At 61.3% G+C, this 17629-nt stretch carries 13 protein-coding genes; 4 read left to right on the top strand and 9 right to left on the bottom strand.

What is annotated here, in order from left to right; translation table 11 throughout:
- Positions 1-93: 93 nt before the first annotated feature.
- The 6 genes from AB4O16_RS00685 to AB4O16_RS00660 form a co-directional block, all read right to left on the bottom strand.
- Positions 94-1467: a DUF1329 domain-containing protein gene (locus AB4O16_RS00685; RefSeq protein ID WP_460156733.1), complete on the bottom strand. Its 1374-nt coding sequence runs from the start codon at positions 1465-1467 to the stop codon at positions 94-96.
- Between the two features lie 27 nt (positions 1468-1494).
- Positions 1495-3384, bottom strand: a complete 1890-nt coding sequence (locus AB4O16_RS00680) for a DUF1302 domain-containing protein (RefSeq protein WP_460156732.1) — start codon at positions 3382-3384, stop codon at positions 1495-1497.
- Between the two features lie 147 nt (positions 3385-3531).
- Positions 3532-3945 carry a GFA family protein gene (locus AB4O16_RS00675; protein WP_460156731.1) on the bottom strand — a complete coding sequence of 138 codons (414 nt, stop codon included), beginning with the start codon at positions 3943-3945 and terminating at the stop codon, positions 3532-3534.
- Between the two features lie 106 nt (positions 3946-4051).
- A complete protein-coding gene (locus AB4O16_RS00670; protein ID WP_460156730.1) occupies positions 4052-5431 on the bottom strand; it encodes an MFS transporter in 1380 nt (459 codons plus the stop codon).
- Between the two features lie 79 nt (positions 5432-5510).
- Positions 5511-6518 (bottom strand): flavin reductase, encoded by a 1008-nt coding sequence (locus tag AB4O16_RS00665; RefSeq protein ID WP_460156729.1) that lies wholly within the window; start codon positions 6516-6518, stop codon positions 5511-5513.
- A 60-nt stretch (positions 6519-6578) separates the two neighbouring features.
- On the bottom strand, positions 6579-7640 hold the full coding sequence (locus AB4O16_RS00660) for an LLM class flavin-dependent oxidoreductase (RefSeq protein ID WP_460156728.1): 1062 nt from the start codon (positions 7638-7640) through the stop codon (positions 6579-6581).
- 86 nt (positions 7641-7726) lie between these two features.
- On the opposite strand from AB4O16_RS00660, the gene AB4O16_RS00655 reads away from it, so the two are divergent.
- Entirely contained in the window at positions 7727-8641 is a 915-nt protein-coding gene (locus AB4O16_RS00655; protein ID WP_160388738.1) for a LysR family transcriptional regulator, read from the top strand.
- Between the two features lie 17 nt (positions 8642-8658).
- Here the strand turns inward: AB4O16_RS00655 and AB4O16_RS00650 are convergent, their stop codons facing one another.
- The 3 genes from AB4O16_RS00650 to AB4O16_RS00640 all read right to left on the bottom strand — a co-directional run bounded on the left by AB4O16_RS00650 (position 8659) and on the right by AB4O16_RS00640 (position 12984).
- Positions 8659-9531 carry a DNA/RNA non-specific endonuclease gene (locus AB4O16_RS00650; RefSeq protein WP_460156727.1) on the bottom strand — a complete coding sequence of 291 codons (873 nt, stop codon included), beginning with the start codon at positions 9529-9531 and terminating at the stop codon, positions 8659-8661.
- A 98-nt stretch (positions 9532-9629) separates the two neighbouring features.
- Positions 9630-10448, bottom strand: a complete 819-nt coding sequence (locus tag AB4O16_RS00645) for an SDR family oxidoreductase (RefSeq protein ID WP_460156726.1) — start codon at positions 10446-10448, stop codon at positions 9630-9632.
- Between the two features lie 64 nt (positions 10449-10512).
- Positions 10513-12984, bottom strand: coding sequence for a hypothetical protein (locus AB4O16_RS00640; RefSeq protein WP_460156725.1), 2472 nt, complete (start codon positions 12982-12984; stop codon positions 10513-10515).
- A 270-nt stretch (positions 12985-13254) separates the two neighbouring features.
- Between AB4O16_RS00640 and pdxR the strand changes: the two genes are divergently transcribed.
- The 3 genes from pdxR (at position 13255) to AB4O16_RS00625 (ending at position 17263) form a co-directional block, all read left to right on the top strand.
- Complete coding sequence (pdxR, locus tag AB4O16_RS00635) at positions 13255-14763, top strand: MocR-like pyridoxine biosynthesis transcription factor PdxR (protein WP_460156724.1); 1509 nt, start codon at positions 13255-13257, stop codon at positions 14761-14763.
- Between the two features lie 112 nt (positions 14764-14875).
- A complete protein-coding gene (locus AB4O16_RS00630) occupies positions 14876-15946 on the top strand; it encodes a sugar phosphate isomerase/epimerase family protein (protein WP_460156723.1) in 1071 nt (356 codons plus the stop codon).
- Positions 15947-15997: 51 nt separating this feature from the next.
- The gene (locus tag AB4O16_RS00625; RefSeq protein ID WP_460156722.1) at positions 15998-17263 is read left to right on the top strand and encodes an MFS transporter; all 1266 of its coding nucleotides are present in this window, start codon (positions 15998-16000) and stop codon (positions 17261-17263) included.
- Positions 17264-17629 lie beyond the last annotated feature (366 nt).

Below are 17629 nucleotides of genomic sequence, written 5' to 3'. Positions count from 1 at the left end.
ACGTCGAACAATGACGGAAGTGAATATCCATCATTCATGGTATGCACAGCGCGAATACAGGCCGTCCCTGGCACATCGCGGGGACTTGGCGGGTCAGCGCACCCCTTCCTGACGCAGGGCTGCCGGGGTGTAGTTGGCCATCAACGCTTTCACGCCAAACTCGACGCTGCGTTTTTCCTCGTTCTTCAGGCCCAGGACCGAGTAACGGCCGGACACCAGGTCATACAACGTCTCGGCGGTGTAACCCGGTACCTTATGGTCGTAATACTGTTGCGCATGACCTTCGGCGACCCGCCACAGTTGGCCACGGCCGTCATAGTGATCGACCTCGGCGAGTTGCCAGGTGTCCTCGTCGAAGTACATGTGGCGCTTGGCATAGATATGCCGTTCGCCCGGCTTGAGCGTGGCCTCGACTTCCCAGACTCGGTGCAGTTCGTAGCGGGTCAGGTCCTGGTTGATGTGGCCGGGCTTGATGATGTCGTCGTACTTCAGCTGCGGCGAATCGAGCTTGTAGCTGTTGTACGGGATGTAGAGTTCTTTCTTGCCGATCAGCTTCCAGTCGTAGCGGTCCGGGGCGCCGTTGAACATGTCGTAGTTGTCGGAGGTGGCCAGGCCGTCGGCGGCGGTGGCCGGCCCGTCGTACGCCACTTGCGGAGCGCGGCGCACGCGGCGCTGACCGGCGTTGTAGAGCCAGGCCATGCGCGGTTCTTTGACCTGGTCGATGGTCTCGTGCACCAGCAGTACGTTGCCCGCCAGACGTGCTGGCGCGGTTACCCGCTGGATGAAGAAAAACAGGCTGTTCTCGGCCTTGCTCTTCTCGAGGTCCGGCAGGTTGCTCGGGTAAGAAATCTCGTCTTCGAAATGCACCATGGTGAACGAGCCATTGGTCTGTGGCTGCACACGGGTGACGAAGCGGTGCACGTTGCCGCCGCGATAGCGGGTGGTATGGTTCCAGGCGACCTCGACGCCGTTGGCCGGAATCGGGAAGGCGTAATAGCGGCTGTCACTGAAGTTCTGCAGACCGTTGCCGCCTCCCAGGGTTTCGGTTTTGGCCGCGCTGGTCTTGATCGCGCTGTAAATCTCGTCGGGCAACGCTGCCGTACGGTGGGTGGCGTACACCGGAATCCTGTAGGTCTGCGGGTAACGCTGGAACATCGCCAACTGGCCCGGCGTCAGCTTGTCCTTGTATTTCTCGACGTTGGCCGCGGTGATGCTGAACAGTGGCTTTTCATTGGCGAACGGGTCGGCCAGGAAACCCTTGGCATCCACCGCGCCGGCGTTGGTGGGCAGGCCGCCGGTCCAGGCCGGAATCGAACCATCGGCATTGGCGGCCTTCTCGGCGCCCATTGGCGTCAGGCTCGCACCCAGTCTGGCGACCTGATCGGCGGGCACGGCAGCCATGACGCCGGTGGCCAGCAGCGACAGGGAAAGAGCGCCGGTTTGCAGCAGATTTCTGGTGATGTTCATTGTTATCGCCTTTCTCATGTTGATCCGTTAGAAGTTCACGCCGAGGCTGAGGGCGAGAAAATCGCGATCGACCTGGGTGTTGTACTTGCCGTCGAAAAAGTTCGTGTAGCTCATGCTCGCGGTGTAGGTGTTGCGGTACTCGGCATCCAGCCCGAGGCTCACGGCCTTGGCGCCTTCAGTGAACAGGCCGTTGGGGCCATAGCCGTTGACGTCGTGGGACCAGGCCACGTTCGGCTTGAGGTTCACCCCGGCGAAGACGTTGCTGTAGTCCCAGATGGCCCGTGCGCGATAGCCCCAGGAGGTGGCGGTGACGAAGCCTTCGCTGTCGCAATTGCGCACCAGGTTTTGCGTGGCACCGGTGTTGCCGACGGCGCCATTGATGGTGGTCTGGTTGAGCGCCTGGCAGGTGTTCACTGCGCCAGTGGCCGGCAATGCGCCAGGGCCGAACACCGGATCACGGCCATAACGGGCCTTGTCGGTGGACTCAAGGCCCCCGACGTGAACCACCCCGACTTCACCCACCAGCGTCAGGCGTTCGGCGCCCATCACCTGATCGAAGAAGTGCGTGAAGGTCGTCTGCAGTTGAGTGATCTCCTTGCGCCGGTAACCTTGCAGGTCGCTGCCCGGGGTGCCGTTGAGCAACGAAGCGTTGCCGTACAGCGGGCTGACGCTGGCCTTCAGCGGATCGACCACGGCGAACAACAAGTCAGTGGTACTCAGCTGCACCGGCGCATTGGGCCGGTAGCTGATTTCGCCCTGCCATGCCGTGCCGGTAGGCAGCGTGGTAGAGAAACTCAGGCCGTACAGGTGGATGTCTTCCGGGTACTCCATGAAGTAATGCGCATTACCCGCGACCACCAGCGGCGCGGCGGCGCCGAAGGGAGCGGCTGCGTTGTAGACGCTTTGCGCCGGGGCCGTGTCGCCAAAGAACGGCGCGCGGCTGTGGTAGTTCATGAAGTAGGCGCCGAACTCGGTGTCCAGCGGGTCGAACATGTAGCGCAACGCCAGGCCCCACTGGCCGCTGTCGCGCGCATCCCGGTCCGGGCCACGGTTGACCCGGGTGCCTTCGACGTTCTGGTTGATGTCCAGGGCTGTGCCCGGCAAGCGGTTGTTGATCAGGTTGCCCGCTGCCGGGTTGTTGGTCAGCAGGCGCAGATTGTCGGTGCAACCGTCGGCGACCAAATCCGACTGGGCGAAGAACGTGCCGCAGTTATCTACCACGGTCTGGTCCCACTCGAGCTGGTAGAACGCCTCGGTCGACAGGTTATCGGTCAGGCTTTGCTGAACGAAGAACATGTTCACCGGAATCAGGCCTTCCTTGACCTCCGCACCCGGACGGCGAAAGGCGGAGACGTCGACCGGGTTGATCGAGTTGATGCCGTTCTGGATGAAGGTGCTCTCCCCCCAGCTGACCACTTGCTTGCCCAGTCGCACGCTGCCTGGCTGGTCGGCCAGGTTGTAGTTGTAGTAGGCGAACGCATCGAGCAGTTGATAGCCGGAAGACTTGGCCCCCTCCTTGCGCCCATCGTTGTCGATGTCCTTGAACGGGCGACTCTCGTCCTGCAGTTCAAAGTCGTACCAGTACTTGCCGCGCATGAACACGCCGACATCGCCGTACTTCAACTCCAGGTCATGAATGCCCTTGAAGATTTTCGAGAAGGTTTCGTTCTTCCTGAAGTTCAGGCGCGAGTCGTCGGAGGTCTGCGACAACCCTTTGCCGCCGTTATTGACGCCGATCAGATTGCTGTCCGGGTTGGCGGTCGACCAACTGGCGCCGATCGACAGCGAGGAATCGAACTGTCCTTCGATTTCACCGACGTTGAAATTGACCGCCTGCGCTTGCGTGACGCAGCCCAGGGCAATGGCGCTTGCAAGCGCCCTCAGTTTGAACTCGGCACGCGTTGTTGTTGTTTTCATGCGGTTCCCTGTCGGGTTGTTGTTTTTGTTTTTATGTGACGGATGCCGGAAAAGGGAATTTCCAGGCCAGACTTCCCGTTACCGAGCGGTTAGAGGAAGTCCGGCGGGTTGATGTCGTGGCTGACCTACAGGCTCTTGCCTTGCTGGTCAGGCGGTCGGCGATTGTTCAAAGCACGGCAAATCGCGATCTGGGGCTACCCATGGCAACGCCGAGGCACACCAAAGGTGCATGCCCGGTTGCGCTTGCGCGGCATTGCTCAGGGTTCCGGCCTTGATTGCCAGCACGCCTGGCATGGCCGCTATTTCGGAGTACAACGCCGAGCCGCAGGCATTGCAGAAAAAGCGCCGCACCGGATGGCCGCTGCCACCGGGTTTCTCGTAGCTGGCGAGCGTCTCGCCCGCTACGACGAAACCCTCGGCCGGCAACAGCAGGTTGATCGAGAAAGCGCTGCCCGATTGTTTTTGGCAGTCCGTGCAATGGCACACGGCCGTGGTCAGTGGCGCCACGTGGCTGGAGTACTTAACGCAGCCGCACAGGCAGCCACCATCGATGCTGGTCATGGAAGTTTTTCCTTATGAATGAAACAGGCAGGTTTTGTTGCCGGCGCCAGGCGGCGCCGTGCGCTAAAGCAAAGGCGAATGCCGGGGCGCGGTCATGCCGCTTTGGTCAGGGGTGGCAGAGCTGGGTTTCCAGATGGCCGCGTGGCGCTGGGTGCGCCCGAACGATGAAAAACCATTGCTGAACCAAAGACAGGCCAGCAGCCCCGACAGCAGGCAGACGATCAGCATCGCGTACTTGATCGCCGCCAGGTCGTGCAGCACATAGTCGGTCAGCAAGCCAACCGCTACGGGGCCCAGTCCGGCGCCCAGCAGGTTGATGATGCCGGTGTACATCGCCGCGAACTGACCCCGCATCGGTGCCGGCGCACTCTCCTCGGATGGCCGCAGGCCCGGCACCGAAGAAGATGAACCAGAACGGGCAAGAGATCGCGAGGAAGATCTGCGCCATCTGCGCCGTGGGCATCAGCAACATGACCGAACTGCTCAGCGTCAGGCCGAGGCTGCCGACCAGGGCGACCCGCAAATTGCCATGGACCACGCCGCGATTGCGCCAGTAATCGCCCAGCCAGCTGCCGACCAACGCCCCCAAGGGACCGAGGAAACACAGGTACAGGCCCAGCTGCTTGCCAATTTCGGCGTAGGACCATGCGAACTCACGGACGAAGAAGGTCGGCACCCAACTGCTCATGGCGTACACACCCATGTAGAAGAACCCGCCGCCCAGCATCAAGGCCGCGTAGCTTCTGCGGTTCGCGCGAAGAAAGGCCATGACCTCGGAAAACGGCAGCTGACCGGCCTCGGGCACGCGCTGTCGGGACCGGCGTTTTCGGGCTCGTGGTTCGGGGATGGCCGTCACCAGCAAGGCGATCAGCAGCCCCGGCAGACCGAGTGTCAGGAAAGTCAGTTGCCAGGCCTCCAGCTTGCCAAGCAACGGCAGTGTGGGCGCTGCGGCGGTGAACAGCCCCAGCACCGTGCCACCGATGAGCAAACCCGCACCGGCGCCAAACGGGCCGGCGGCACCGAAGACGCCCAGGGCCTTGCCCCGCTTCCCGGGCGCAAACAGGTCCGCCAGCAATGACACCGTGCCCGGAATCAGCACGGCTTCGCCGACCGCCACGCCGATACGCGCCAGCAACAGATGCCAGTACTCGCTGGCCAGCCCGCCCGCGGCCGTGGCCAGGCACCACAGGGCGACACCCACGGCTATCACCATGCGTCGGTTGCCGTGGTCGATCAGGCGGGCAATCGGCATACCCACCACGGCGTAGAACGCCGCGAAGGTGAAGCCATGCAACAGCCCCATCAGGGTATCGCTGACACCCAGCGAATGCTGGATCGGACCGACCAGCAGGGTCAGGATCTGCCGGTCCATGATGGAGAAAACATAAGCCAGCAACAGGGTACAGACGGCATACCACGCGCTATGCCGGCTCACCCCCAGCCAGGGTTGCTCACCGCTCACGGCAGCATCGGATTTGTGCAACATCGTTCTGCCTCATTGTTGTTGTTTTCAAGGGAGGAACTCAGACACTTGCCTGCGGCGCAGGCCATCGGACCAAGCCGGTTCAGCCAGGCGTGGCATCCTGGCAAAGCGCCTGAGTCCAGACGCTATTTTCACGCCAGAAGTTTTCCTTGCGCCAGTACGCCGGCAGTTCGCTGCCCGTCGAGCGGATCACACGCTTGAGCAGCATCTTCAGCAGCTGTGCTTCCTCGAAATTCAAACCCTGCTCGGCGGACGTTTCGGCAGCCTTGGCAAAGGCCAGCAGCTCAATGGCGAAACGACGGCCCTGCTCGGTGAAGTGCACCCGTCGATCCTGGTCGATGACCAGCAGGCCGCGCTCGACCAGCGGTTGCAGGTCTTTCGCCGCCACCTCCTGGCCCGTGATCGCGACCAGATGCTGCAGGTCGGCCAGGGTCCGGCCATCACCCATGCTGAGGATGGTCAGCAACTCGTAGTCGATGTCCCGCAGGCCATGCTCCTTGAGTCGCTCTCGAATCGGCATGAGCAATTGGTAGTAGGTGCGCCCCAGCAGAAAGCCAAGCCAGTCGTCGCCAAAGTTGGAGCTTGCGTGCGCAAGGTCGCTGTTCTTCTTCAGCAACAGACCATAACCACCGCTGTGAAAGACCAGCGGCGACTTGTCGAAGCTGTCGAAGGCCACGACTTCACCGACGAAGATGATGTGATCGCCGCCCTCATAGCGGTAGGTGGTCCGGCACTGGAAACGCGCCGAGCAGCCTTCGAGCAGCGGGATGTCACCCGGACCGCGCTGGATCGGCAGAGCGGCGAACTTGTCTTCGCCACGTTTGGCAAAGCGGTTCGACAGTGACTCCTGATCGGCCGCGAGAATATGCACCGCGAAGTGTTCGGCCGTCATGAAGGCAGGTGCGCTTGACGAGGTTTTGCTCAAGCTCCACAGCACCATCGGCGGCTCAAGGGACACCGAGTTGAAGCTGTTGGCGGTCAGGCCATAGTCCTGCCCGTCTTCGCCACGGGTGGTGACGATGGTGACACCTGTGGTGAAAGACCCAAGTGCCTGGCGGAACTCCTTGGGATCGAAATTGGTGGTGTTCATGGGCGTGCTCCATCGCTGCCGGCGAGCGGCAGCGAATTGTCGACTTGGGTTCAGAGAGGCTCAGCGGTTCAGCAGTGGCATGACCAGACGGCCAAAGCGCTCGGCTTCTTCGTGATGCGGGTAGCCGGAAAGGCAGAACCCACTGCAACCTGCGTCGACGAACGCCAACAATTGATCCGCGACCTGCTGCGGATTGCCGACCACGGCGACACCCGCACCGGGGCGCACTTCCGTGATGCCGGTCCACAGGTGCGGGGTCATCTTGCGGCCCACGGTCTGGGACAATTCCTTCTGCCGCTGGTTGGCCACCGACTCCGCCATCATGGTCTTGACCTCGGACAGCCAGGTCGGATCGGCACCCGTGACCAACGCGTCTGCCGCCGCCCAGGCTTCTTCTTCGGTTTCCCGGCAGATGATCTGCAGGCGCATGGCGAACTCGATTTCCTCGCCACGGCCGTACTTGGCGGCGCGCTCGCGCATTTCCTTGATTTGCTCGGCGATACGTTCCGGGTAGTCACCCCAGAACAGATGCACGGCCGAGTGCTTGGCGGAAATTTCCGCGGCCTGCTCCGAACCGCCGCCGAGGAAGAATGGCGGGTGTGGCTGCTGGAAATTCTCCAGGGTCTTGCGCGGTCCGTGAACCTGATAGTACTTGCCGTTGTACTCGACCCCCTCCTCCGTCCACAGGCGTTTCATCAGCTCGACCTCTTCCTCCAGCTGCTCGTAACGTGCCTCCTTGGAGACAATCGAGCCTTCGGCGTAGGCGTCTTTTTCGCTGAGACCGGCGATCAGGTTGACGTAGATGCGCCCCTGGGACAGTTGGTCGAAAGTGGAGAACATCCTGGCCTGCGCCAAGGGATGGATGATGCCGGGCTTGACCGCAATCAGCGCCTTGAGTTTTGTCGTCCGCGCGATCAGGAACGAGGCCGTGACCCAGGCATCCCAGCAGTAAGGAGTGACCGGCACCAACACATAGTCGAAACCGGCATCTTCAGCGGCCAGGGCGACTCGCTCGAAATGCTCCATGGATTGCGGGATGTTTTTGCTCGGATCGCTGAACGCAGTGGTGTCGCCCAGAGTCGGGATGAACCAGCCGAATTGAATCTTTTTATTGTTATTCATGATTTGTGCACTCGCGCTAATGAACGATGGGAGGCACTAAATCAAACCCTCGACAATGGGGGAAATGAATATGTAACATTCAAGGTATGCACAATATAAATACCAAGACACTCGACCTGAATTTACTGGTGGTGTTCTCCACGCTGTGGGACACCCGCAACGTGACGCGCGCGGGCGAGCGCCTGGCGCTGAGCCAATCGGCCGTCAGTCATGCATTGCGCCGTTTGCGTGAACGCCTTGACGACGAATTGTTCGTCTTGGGCAGCAGCGGCCTGGTGCCGACGCCACGAGCGGCCGAGTTGATTGCCCCGGTGCGCGAAGCGCTGGAAAAGATCGATCAGGCGTTGCAAGGCGGTGACGCCTTCATGCCCGCCACCACGCAACGCAAGTTCCGCATCGCCGCCGGTGATTTCGTGGAGTTCTTGATCCTGCCGGGCTTGATCCAGCACATGTCCCTCGAAGCCCGGGGCGTGATGATCGAAGTGGTTCCGTTGCCGGCGACCAACGTCTTGTCGGCGATGCTGGAAAGCGGCGAAATCGATCTGGTGATCAATACCCCCATGACGCTTGGCGCCGGGCTGCGCCATGAGCAGATCACCGTCATCGAGCTGGTGACGATGATCTGGGCGCGTGAAGGCGTTCCGCCAGGGCGCTTCCCCCTGGAGCTCTATCTTCAGCGGCCACAAGTGATGATCGAATTGCATCAACGCAATGGCAACATCATCGACCGGACGCTCACTTCGCTGGGCCTGGAACGACGCATCGGCGCACTGGTGCAGAACTTCATGGCGATGCCGGTGATCGCCGCGCAAACGGGCTACATCTGCAATCTACCGAAATTGATCGCTCAGGTTTTCGCCGACAACTTCGGACTCAGTTGCCATGAGCCACCCGTTGAGTTTCCTCAACCCGAACTGGTGGCGTATTGGCACACTCGCTACGATGCCGACCCCGGCCTGCTGTGGTTACGAGAACGAGTAAAGCAGTCCATTCGGTCCTGATGCGTCGTATCCAGCCATCAGGTACGCCCTGCGGTACCTGTGACAGGTAGGTTGCCGAGCAGTTTGAGCCCGGTGCTCTTGACGAAAGCGTCGTAGTCCATCGGCTTCTGGATACGGGTTTCTGCGTTCGGCAGCACGTAGGCCCAGGCCCGTTTTGACGAGGCGTCGTACACCAGCTTGAACAGGCGCGTCGGCACCCAGACCTGGTTGTCGCCGATGGTCGAGTAGCCCGGGTCGAAGAGCGGGCCGGTAAAGACAAACACATTGCCCTCGGCGCGCTTGGCAAACTTCCTCACATCCGCCTCGACCTTGCTCCAGATCTTGCGGTTGTTGGTCGGGTCCTGCGGCACCATGTTCGACAGCGCAAAGGACTGGGCCATTGCATTGGGGTTCGGTGCGTCGGCTGCCGGCGATTGATGGCCACGGTCCACCGCCGGTTTCTGGCTGCGGTAGTCGCTCAACTCGGCACGCCCGCCCTTGGGAATGCGTGGATCCGGATAGAACTGGTTGGTGCGCTCCTCCCCTTTGGCATCCTGCAACTGGGCCGCGTTCAGGCGTTCGACCACGACCAGCGGGGTCTTGCTGGTTTGCGAGTACAGCACCGCGAAATTGTCGGAACACAACGCCAGGGGCTTCATCGATGCAGGCACTGTGGCGGTGTTGATCGGGTTCGCTGCCGGGAACAGCTCTGCACAGCCGTCAAACGATGGCTGTTTCTGTTTGTGCGAATAGAGGTCCAGGGCCGCGCTCTGGCTGATCGAGCCCGAGCGGGAGCTTTGCTCGTGATGCGCGGCCGGCGGCTTGAGAAGGTCGAGCAGACCGCGGGCTTGTGCCCCGGTCGACAGCAAAACAAGGGCGGACAGCCCAACGGCAATTTTGCGTAGGTGCATGGGTTAGATCTTCGAAGGGAATTGAGGGAAAACGTGCGGCGAGGTCGTGCGGGGGTTATTGACCATGACCAGTCAGGTTGGTGCCTGCCGGCCAGAGGTTATTTTGCGCTGTCATCGACAACCGTGGGGGTCGCCGCCGAGCCTGCCAGAAGGCCGCCGTCGATATTGAACTCACTGCCAGTGACGTACGTCGCGTCATCCCCGGCGAGAAACAGGGCCATGGCCGCCACTTCTTCGGGCATCCCGAATCGCCTCAACGGAGTGTCGCGAACCAGCGCCGCCATGCGTTTTTCACGGTCGGCATCGGTGCCCAGCATGGGCTCCCAGATGGGGGTGAGAATGGCGGCTGGATGAATCGAGTTGCACCGCACGTTCAGGCCTTGTTCGGCGCAATACAGTGCGACCGTCTTGGTGTGGTTGCGCACGGCGGCCTTGGACGACGCGTAGGCCGCCGCACCGGGAATGCCGACCAGCCCGGAGCGAGAGGAGATATTGATGATGGAGCCGCCCCCTGAGCGGCGCATCGTGCCAATGGCGTACTTGCAGCCCAGGAACACACCGTCCAGATTGGTGTGATGCACCGCGTGCCAGTCCTCCAGGCGCGCATGTTCCGGGTCGTGCCGCACGGCACCCTGCTCGAATCCGGTGATGGCGGCGTTGTTCACAAGCACGTCCAGCCTGCCGCGTTCCTGCAGAATCTGCGTGGTCACGCGCTGCCAGTCTTCTTCGCGCCGTACATCGAGACGCAGATAGCCGGCGCGGTCACCGAGTGCGTTTGCAACCGTGCTGCCGAGTTCGTCGTTTATGTCGGTGAGGTAGACAAAACAATCCTCTTGCACGAAAAGTTGCGCAATCGCGGCGCCGATCCCTTGGGCCGCCCCTGTAACGAGTGCAATCCTGGAAGTGAGTTTACTCATGAGCGATGCCAAGACTCCCTGTGTTTGAACCTTGTCCAGACCGAAGGGCGCAGTCTACGCCGGCTCAAGCCACCATGTCCTCCCATGCCTCCACCACATCCACGGGCGAAAACTCCACGACCGGGCGTTGGCGCACGACCGCCACGACCACCGGCTTGAGGTAGAAGTTGGCCATCGCGCGACGTTGCTCCTTGGCAGCGAAGATCACTTCCAGGCTTTTCTGGGTCAGCGCCTTATCCAGATTGGCGTTGACGCTGTCGATTTCTTCCTTGGCCAGCATGAACGCGATGGCCAGGTACTCCAGTTGAGCCTGGATGATGCCGATGATCAGGACGCGGTCCTCTTGAACCAGTTTACCCATCAGCTTGCTGGAGACTGCGGTGGCTACGATTCCGCCGATGATGCCCCCTGCCGTGCGCCCGACCATGGTGCCAATGGGCCCCAGGGGTGCGGCAAGAATGCCGCCGGCGATAGAACCCACCGCGCCGCCGGCCACCCCCGAAGACGCGACAGCCAGGTTCTTGGCAAATTGCGCTTTGGAGATGCGCCCCCGGGCCAGCTTGACGAGATCGGGCCCCGTGGTGACGGCGATCACCGCAATGGAACTGATCAGTGTCCCTCGCAAGGCTTTGTTCAAGCCGCTCTTGCTCACGCCCATACCCTGTGCCAATAGCCCGCGGGTGCTCGGTGCCAGGCTGGTCACGTCGATCAGCGTCAGCGAACGCTGGATGAACTGCACCCGGTGCAGTTGCTGGGCGGCGACATACACGGTCAGGCTGCGGCCAAAGCTCTTGCCAGCCTGGACAGAGGCCACTTGCAGCGCCTGCCGACGATCCCCGGTCTTCAAGTAGAACAGCGTAGCGCTGACGCCGAAGCTGATGCCCCCGGCCACCGCACCCACCACGATGCCTTCGCTGATGTCATAGGCGATGGACTCGAAGGTTCCGAACTTGGTGATGCTGCGTGCCTGGCTGTAGGTCAAATGGCCCTTGCGGATGAGCTTGACCGCGTCCTTGGGGTCCGTGACGCCCTGGACCTTGCCCTCGCTGATCTTTCGCTGAAGGGTGCGTACCGCATCGACGTACTGATCCTTCGGCACTTCAATTTGCATGGGGCGGCCCTGGGGGTCGAAGTACTTGTAGCCGCCCTGCTGCCCCTCGAAGGCAGCGCCGACACTTCGCGCACCTGTCGCACAGTATTTGGTCTGGATCATCTGCCCCTGGACCATGCGGTCGGCGCCATTTTTCGCGTTGTTGTCGCCCAGGACCTCTGCGTCACGCCACATCAGCCGGTCGACCCGGTGATTGGCCTTCTCGGCAGCGAATCCATGACCTTGGCCGCCGGCGGCGAACAGCTTGTGGTTCGCGTCCCAGGCACTTCCAGCCGCCATCAGCACAAAACCATTGGTGGCTGCCTCGGTCAGGAACTCCGCTTGAGGTTTGTCCCGGACAGTCAGGCACACCTGCTCGGTTTCAGCGCAGAGGGTGGAACAGAACCATTCGGCGTCATTCGCACTGCTGCGCACCTCGGCCAGTCCGCAAGCGGTGCAGCAACTGATTCGCTGCGACAAGGCAAAGGCACACCAGAAGCGTCCGTCGCGAAAGTCCTGGTATTGGCCAAAACTCATGTGTTGCTCGATGAAATCCTGCGCGGCAGCGCCTTCCAATCCGAAGGCACTGCGCACAATGCCTCCCAATAAATTCGAGCTGTGACGGACCTGTTTGAGCAGCACGCCATGCAACGCTTTGTAGCGGTTACGGTACCAGCCCTCGGCAAAAACCCAGCGCTGGCCGGCGACCTCCAGCTCACGCAAAGTGCCAGTGGCGACGAGATGGGACAGACGACCATTGAACACGGTCTCGACTTCCTCGCGGTCCAGAAGACTGTCGGCCGTCAGGTCGTTGAGTGTCTGGCTGACATTGAGCGAGGTCTGCACCTGCAACGCTTGCGCAGTATCTGCTTCCAGCTTGATACGGGCATGCTCCTGGCTGATGCAGTAAAACTGCACCAGTAGCGCCACACCCCAGTAGGCATAGGCAACAACGGTCGCAGCAGGCCAGCGCAGCATGTCGAATAGACCGGGTACCGCTGCGCTGGTCAGCAGCAACGCGAATGTGCCGTGAAGGCAAGCATGGAATTGCTGGTCTTTGTTGTGCAACCAGGCATCCGCGCGGTTGTTCAGATGGCTGCGCCGGCTCTTGCCGTGCAGCCCCAGCATGACCACGAACAATGCAGCGGGCAGCGCAAATTTCAGGCTCGCGAAACTGCCGGCCAGGTAGTAAGGATGCCAACCCGCCACGCCCCAGCAGAAGGCCAGCGCGATCGTCGCGAGCGTGGTCAGCCAGGCAACGCCGGCACGTAGTCGAGGCCGTTTGCAGAGGGCTGCCACGGCCATGCCATACCCGCCAGGCAACCCCAGCGTGACCAGTCCCGCCAGGCCAAGCGCGAACTGCAGGGCCACGCCGATGTAACGCAGCAATTTGGCCAACAGCGCCAAGGCGATGAGTAAAACGATGATCCCGACGACAACCCCCATCAGTTGTCATCCTGTTGAATCGCACAAGCGGATGGGAGTCGCGAGCTTCCTGGCAATGGCATAACGCCCTCGGTCAATGTCCTTGAGGGCGCGATTGATATCATATTGACAGCAGTAGAACCAGTGGCAGACCGGTTGAACGCAGCCGACGCCTGCAAATTGAGAGATGCGTCAAAAGATGACTTATCCAGCCCCGCTCGCTACCCTTTCTTACCCCGGTTGCCTGACACCCGTCCAGGCCAGACCCCACGCCATCCAGACGAACGAATAATGAAATCCTCCGCAGGTCTGCTGTTGTCAGGTATCGAGCTGGACCGCGCCAGTTCCATCCCCTTGTACCGCCAACTCTACTTGCAGATTCGCAAACAGATTCTCAGTGGCAGGATGCAGGGCGGCGTACGTCTGCCGTCGACGCGGACCCTGAGCAAGGAGCTGCAGCTTTCTCGAATCAGCATTCTCAATGCGTTCGATCAACTGATTGCCGAAGGCTTCCTGACCTCGCGCACCGGGGCCGGCACCTATGTCGGCGATGAATGGGAAGGTCGCGGTGTCGATGACGATGAGCAGCGGCGCCAGCCGCCTCGCCTGTCCGACCTGAGCCAGTCGATGCTGTCGCTGCGCAGCGATCATTTTCGCGGGGTTTCCTATACCGACTGGGCAACCGCAACCCCGACCTCGTTCCTGCCCAGCCACAGCGCCTACGACGCTTTCCCGCAATCGGTCTGGAAGCGGCTGATGAATCGCCATCTGCTCAAGCCGACCAAGGCCATGCTCGGCTATGGCGAACTGCAGGGACTGCTGGCCCTGCGCGAGGCGATTGCCGAATACGTGTTCGATGCCCGTGGCATCGATTGCACGGCCGAACAGGTGGTCATCGTTTCCGGCGCCCAGCAGGCCTTCAACCTGCTGGGCATGCTGTTGCTCAATCCGCAGGACAGCTTCTGGATGGAAGACCCGGGGCATATCGCGGCGCGCATTGCGCTCCAGGCCCAGGGCGGCCTGGTCGTGCCGTTGCGAATCGACGAACAGGGCATCGATGTCGAGCAAGGCCTGGCCCGGTGCCCTGACGCCCGCCTGGTATTCACCACGCCTTCGCGTCAGCATCCCTTGGGCATCACCATGAGTTATGCGCGGCGCCAAGAACTGATCGATTGGGCCACGCGCAATCAAAGCTGGATCATCGAAGACGACTGCGACAGTGAGTTCCGCTACAACGGCCGCCCCCTGCCGGCACTCTATGCGATGGATCAATGGGCCCGGGTCATCTACGCCGGTACATTCAGCAAAGTGCTGTTCCCCTCGCTGCGCCTGGGCTACGTGATCCTGCCGAACGCCCTGGTCGAGCCCTTCTGCACCCTGCGGGCGGTCATGGACCGCAGCCCGCCCACACTGCTTCAGGCCGTCACGGCAGACTTCATGCGCGAAGGCCATTTCATCGGCCATATTCGGCGCATGCGTGCGCTGTATCAGGCTCGCCAGCACGCACTGGTCGAACAACTGCAGCAACGGCTCGGTACGTTCTTCAGGATCACGCCCGTGGAAGCCGGCATGCACCTGATCGCCTGGTTACCCGCGCATCTCGATGGCGACACCCTTGCCAGGGAGCTCGGCCAGCATGGCATCCATACCTATGCCCTGAGTGACTACTGCATCGCGCATGCCTTGCCGCCGGCACTGCTGATCGGCTTTGCCAGCACCCCCGAGGACCAGGCCCGTGCACGCGTCGAAGCGCTGGCCCAGGCCTTGGACACGTTGGGTTACCTGCAGCAGGCCACTTGACCCGAGGCAAGTGGTCTTATGATTTAACCGATAATGGATCTATCGAGAGTTCCTGACTGGCGCGATAAAGGCTGCGCCGGTAGACCCGGTGTCTGAACCAGGAACGACTCGAATGAACAATAAGATCCAGGAACGTTTCAACGCCCTGCTCAGCCATAAGGCTGTCGAGGCCGGAACTCCCCCCGCATTGACCGAGGCACTGGCCCGCCGGTTGCTCGACCGAATCGGCCAACTGCGCCTGTTTGCCCATGCCTACCCCTTGCTGACCAACCTCACCCACGGCCGCGTCACCCCTGCCGACCTGCTGGACTTCGCCTACCGCCACGAGCTGCAAGGCCTGAGCCTGCACCTGCTCGACGGTGAGCAAAACAGCTTGAGCCAAATGACGCCCGCACAGCTTCAGGTGTTTGCCGACAAGGCCAGGACACTCGGGCTGGATGTGCATCTGGAAATCAGCAGCACCTTGAAAAAGGATGTCGATCAAGTGATCGCCATCGCCAAGGCGCTGGGCACGCGCAACATCCGTGTCTACTCACGCTACGAAGGCGCGCTGTCGCGGGTCATGGACGTGATCGAGTCGGACCTGCACTACCTCGCGCAGCAGGCCGACGCGCACGACCTGTACTTCGACTTCGAGCAGCATGAGGAACTCAAGAGCGGGGAAATCGCGCAACTGCTGACCCGGCTGAACCACCCGCGCCTGCATGCCCTGTTCGATTTCGGCAACATGATCAACGCCTGCGAACAACCCCTTGCGGCGCTGCGCAACCTCGCGCCGCACATCCGCCAGACCCACCTCAAGGGTGTGCGCATCGTCCCCGAGCAAAACGCCTTCGGCCATTACGGCGTGCTGCAGGGCTGTGACGAAGACGACCTGCCCAACGCCCGCATGTTGTTCGAACTGCTGATGCTCGGCGAATCAACCCCGCAAGTGATCGCCTTCATTCTCGAGCAGGAGAACCACTACGTCGCCCCGGCGTTCCGTCAGCTCGACGAAGCCGCCGACCCGTTCATCGCCTACCGGGAAATGAGTGAAACGGCGCTGCCGCAAGGTTTCTCGCTGGAGCAGATGCTCGCCGGCGAACACCGTTGGGCCAACAACCAGGTGGCCTTTGTACGCGGCCTGCTGGCCGAGTTCCGAACCCTGGCCGAGTTGACCCTGGCCGATTGCGCCGACGCCTGAACCTGACGTGCCGAGCGGCACGGCTTACCCCAATACGCCTGGAGAACAATAATGACATCCCAAGACAAGGCCAAATGGCTCAGATTCCTGATTCTCATCCTCGGTGGCGGCACCATCTACAAGCTGGCCAATCTCAAGGACGCCTTTTATATCCCCATGCAGGAATTCATGGGGCTGTCCCACACTGAAATCGGCGTGCTGCTGAGCGCCAACGCCATCATCGCCACCGCGCTGTTTGTCGTCGGCGGCATGCTCGCCGACCGGTTCGACACGCGCAAGCTGATCCCCCTCGGCCTGATCGGCACCGGCAGCCTCGGGCTCTACCTGGCAACCTTTCCGCCCTTCAGCAACCTGCTGATCGTGTTCTGCCTGCTGGCGGTGTGTGCCGACTGCCTCTTCTGGCCGTCGCTGCTCAAAGCCATCCGCAACCTGGGTGACGATAAGGAACAGGGGCGCCTGTTCGGCCTGCTCGAAGGTGGACGCGGCGTCATCGATACCCTGGTCGCGTTTTCCGCGCTGGGCGTCTTCGTGGCCATGGGTTCCGGTGAAAACGGTCTGAAGTCGGCGATCCTCTTCTACTCGGTCATCGATATTCTTGCCGGCACCCTGACCTGGCTGCTGCTCAAGAGCGGCAACACCCAGTCGACCGTCAAGCCGAAGAACGGTTTGTCGAACCTGCTCGAGGCCATCAAGGTGCCGGGCATCTGGCTGGTCAGCCTCAACGTGTTCATGGTCTATATCGTCTACTGCGGCCTGACCTACTTCATTCCCTACCTCAAGGAAATGTACGGACTGCCCGTGGCCCTGGTGGGCGCCTACGGCATCATCAACCAGTATTTCCTCAAGATCCTCGGCGGCCCAGCCGGCGGTTTCATTGCCGACAAGCAGTTCAAGAGTTCCAGCCGCTATCTGAAATGGGCATTCCTGGCCTTGTTGCCGCTGATGGGCGCGATCATGCTCATCCCGAAAAGCCCGGGCTTCATCTACGCCGGCATGGCGGCCACCCTGTCCTTCGCGCTGATCGTGTTTTCCATGCGCGGCGTGTTCTGGGCGCCGATGGGTGAAGTCGGCATTCCCCAGCACATCACCGGCTCGGCCTTTGGCATCGGTTGCCTGATCGGTTATGCGCCCGGCATGTTCGCCTACGTCATCTATGGCGCAATCCTTGACCACTTCCCGGGTCAGCAAGGCTACAACTACGTGTTCTCGTTGATGAGTGTGTTGGCCATTGTCGGGTTCATGGTGTCCAGCCTGCTGTATCAAGCGGTGCGCAAGAACGCCACGGCCACGGGCCAGATCAGCGCTGCGCAGGCTTGATAAGCAACCTGTGGCGAGGGAACTTGTCGGATCGCCGCGATGGTCGTTAACGATAACGCGTGTAAACCGGATAAACGCGGCCCTTTGTAGGAGCCGGCTTGCTGGCGATGGTCGTTAACGATAACGCGCATGAACCGGATAAACGCGACCCTTTGTAGGAGCCGGCTTGCTGGCGATGGTCGTTAACGATAACGCGCATGAACCGGATAAACGCGGCCTTTTGTAGGAGCCGGCTTGCTGGCGATGGTCGTTAACGATGACGCGCATGAACCGGATAAACGCGGCCTTTTGTAGGAGCCGGCTTGCTGGCGATGGTTGTTAACGATAACGCGTGTGAACAGGATAAACGCGGCGCACCTGAGTCCA

Source organism: Pseudomonas sp. S2_H10 (assembly GCF_054668285.1).
This window is presented reverse-complemented; position numbering and strand designations above follow the sequence as displayed.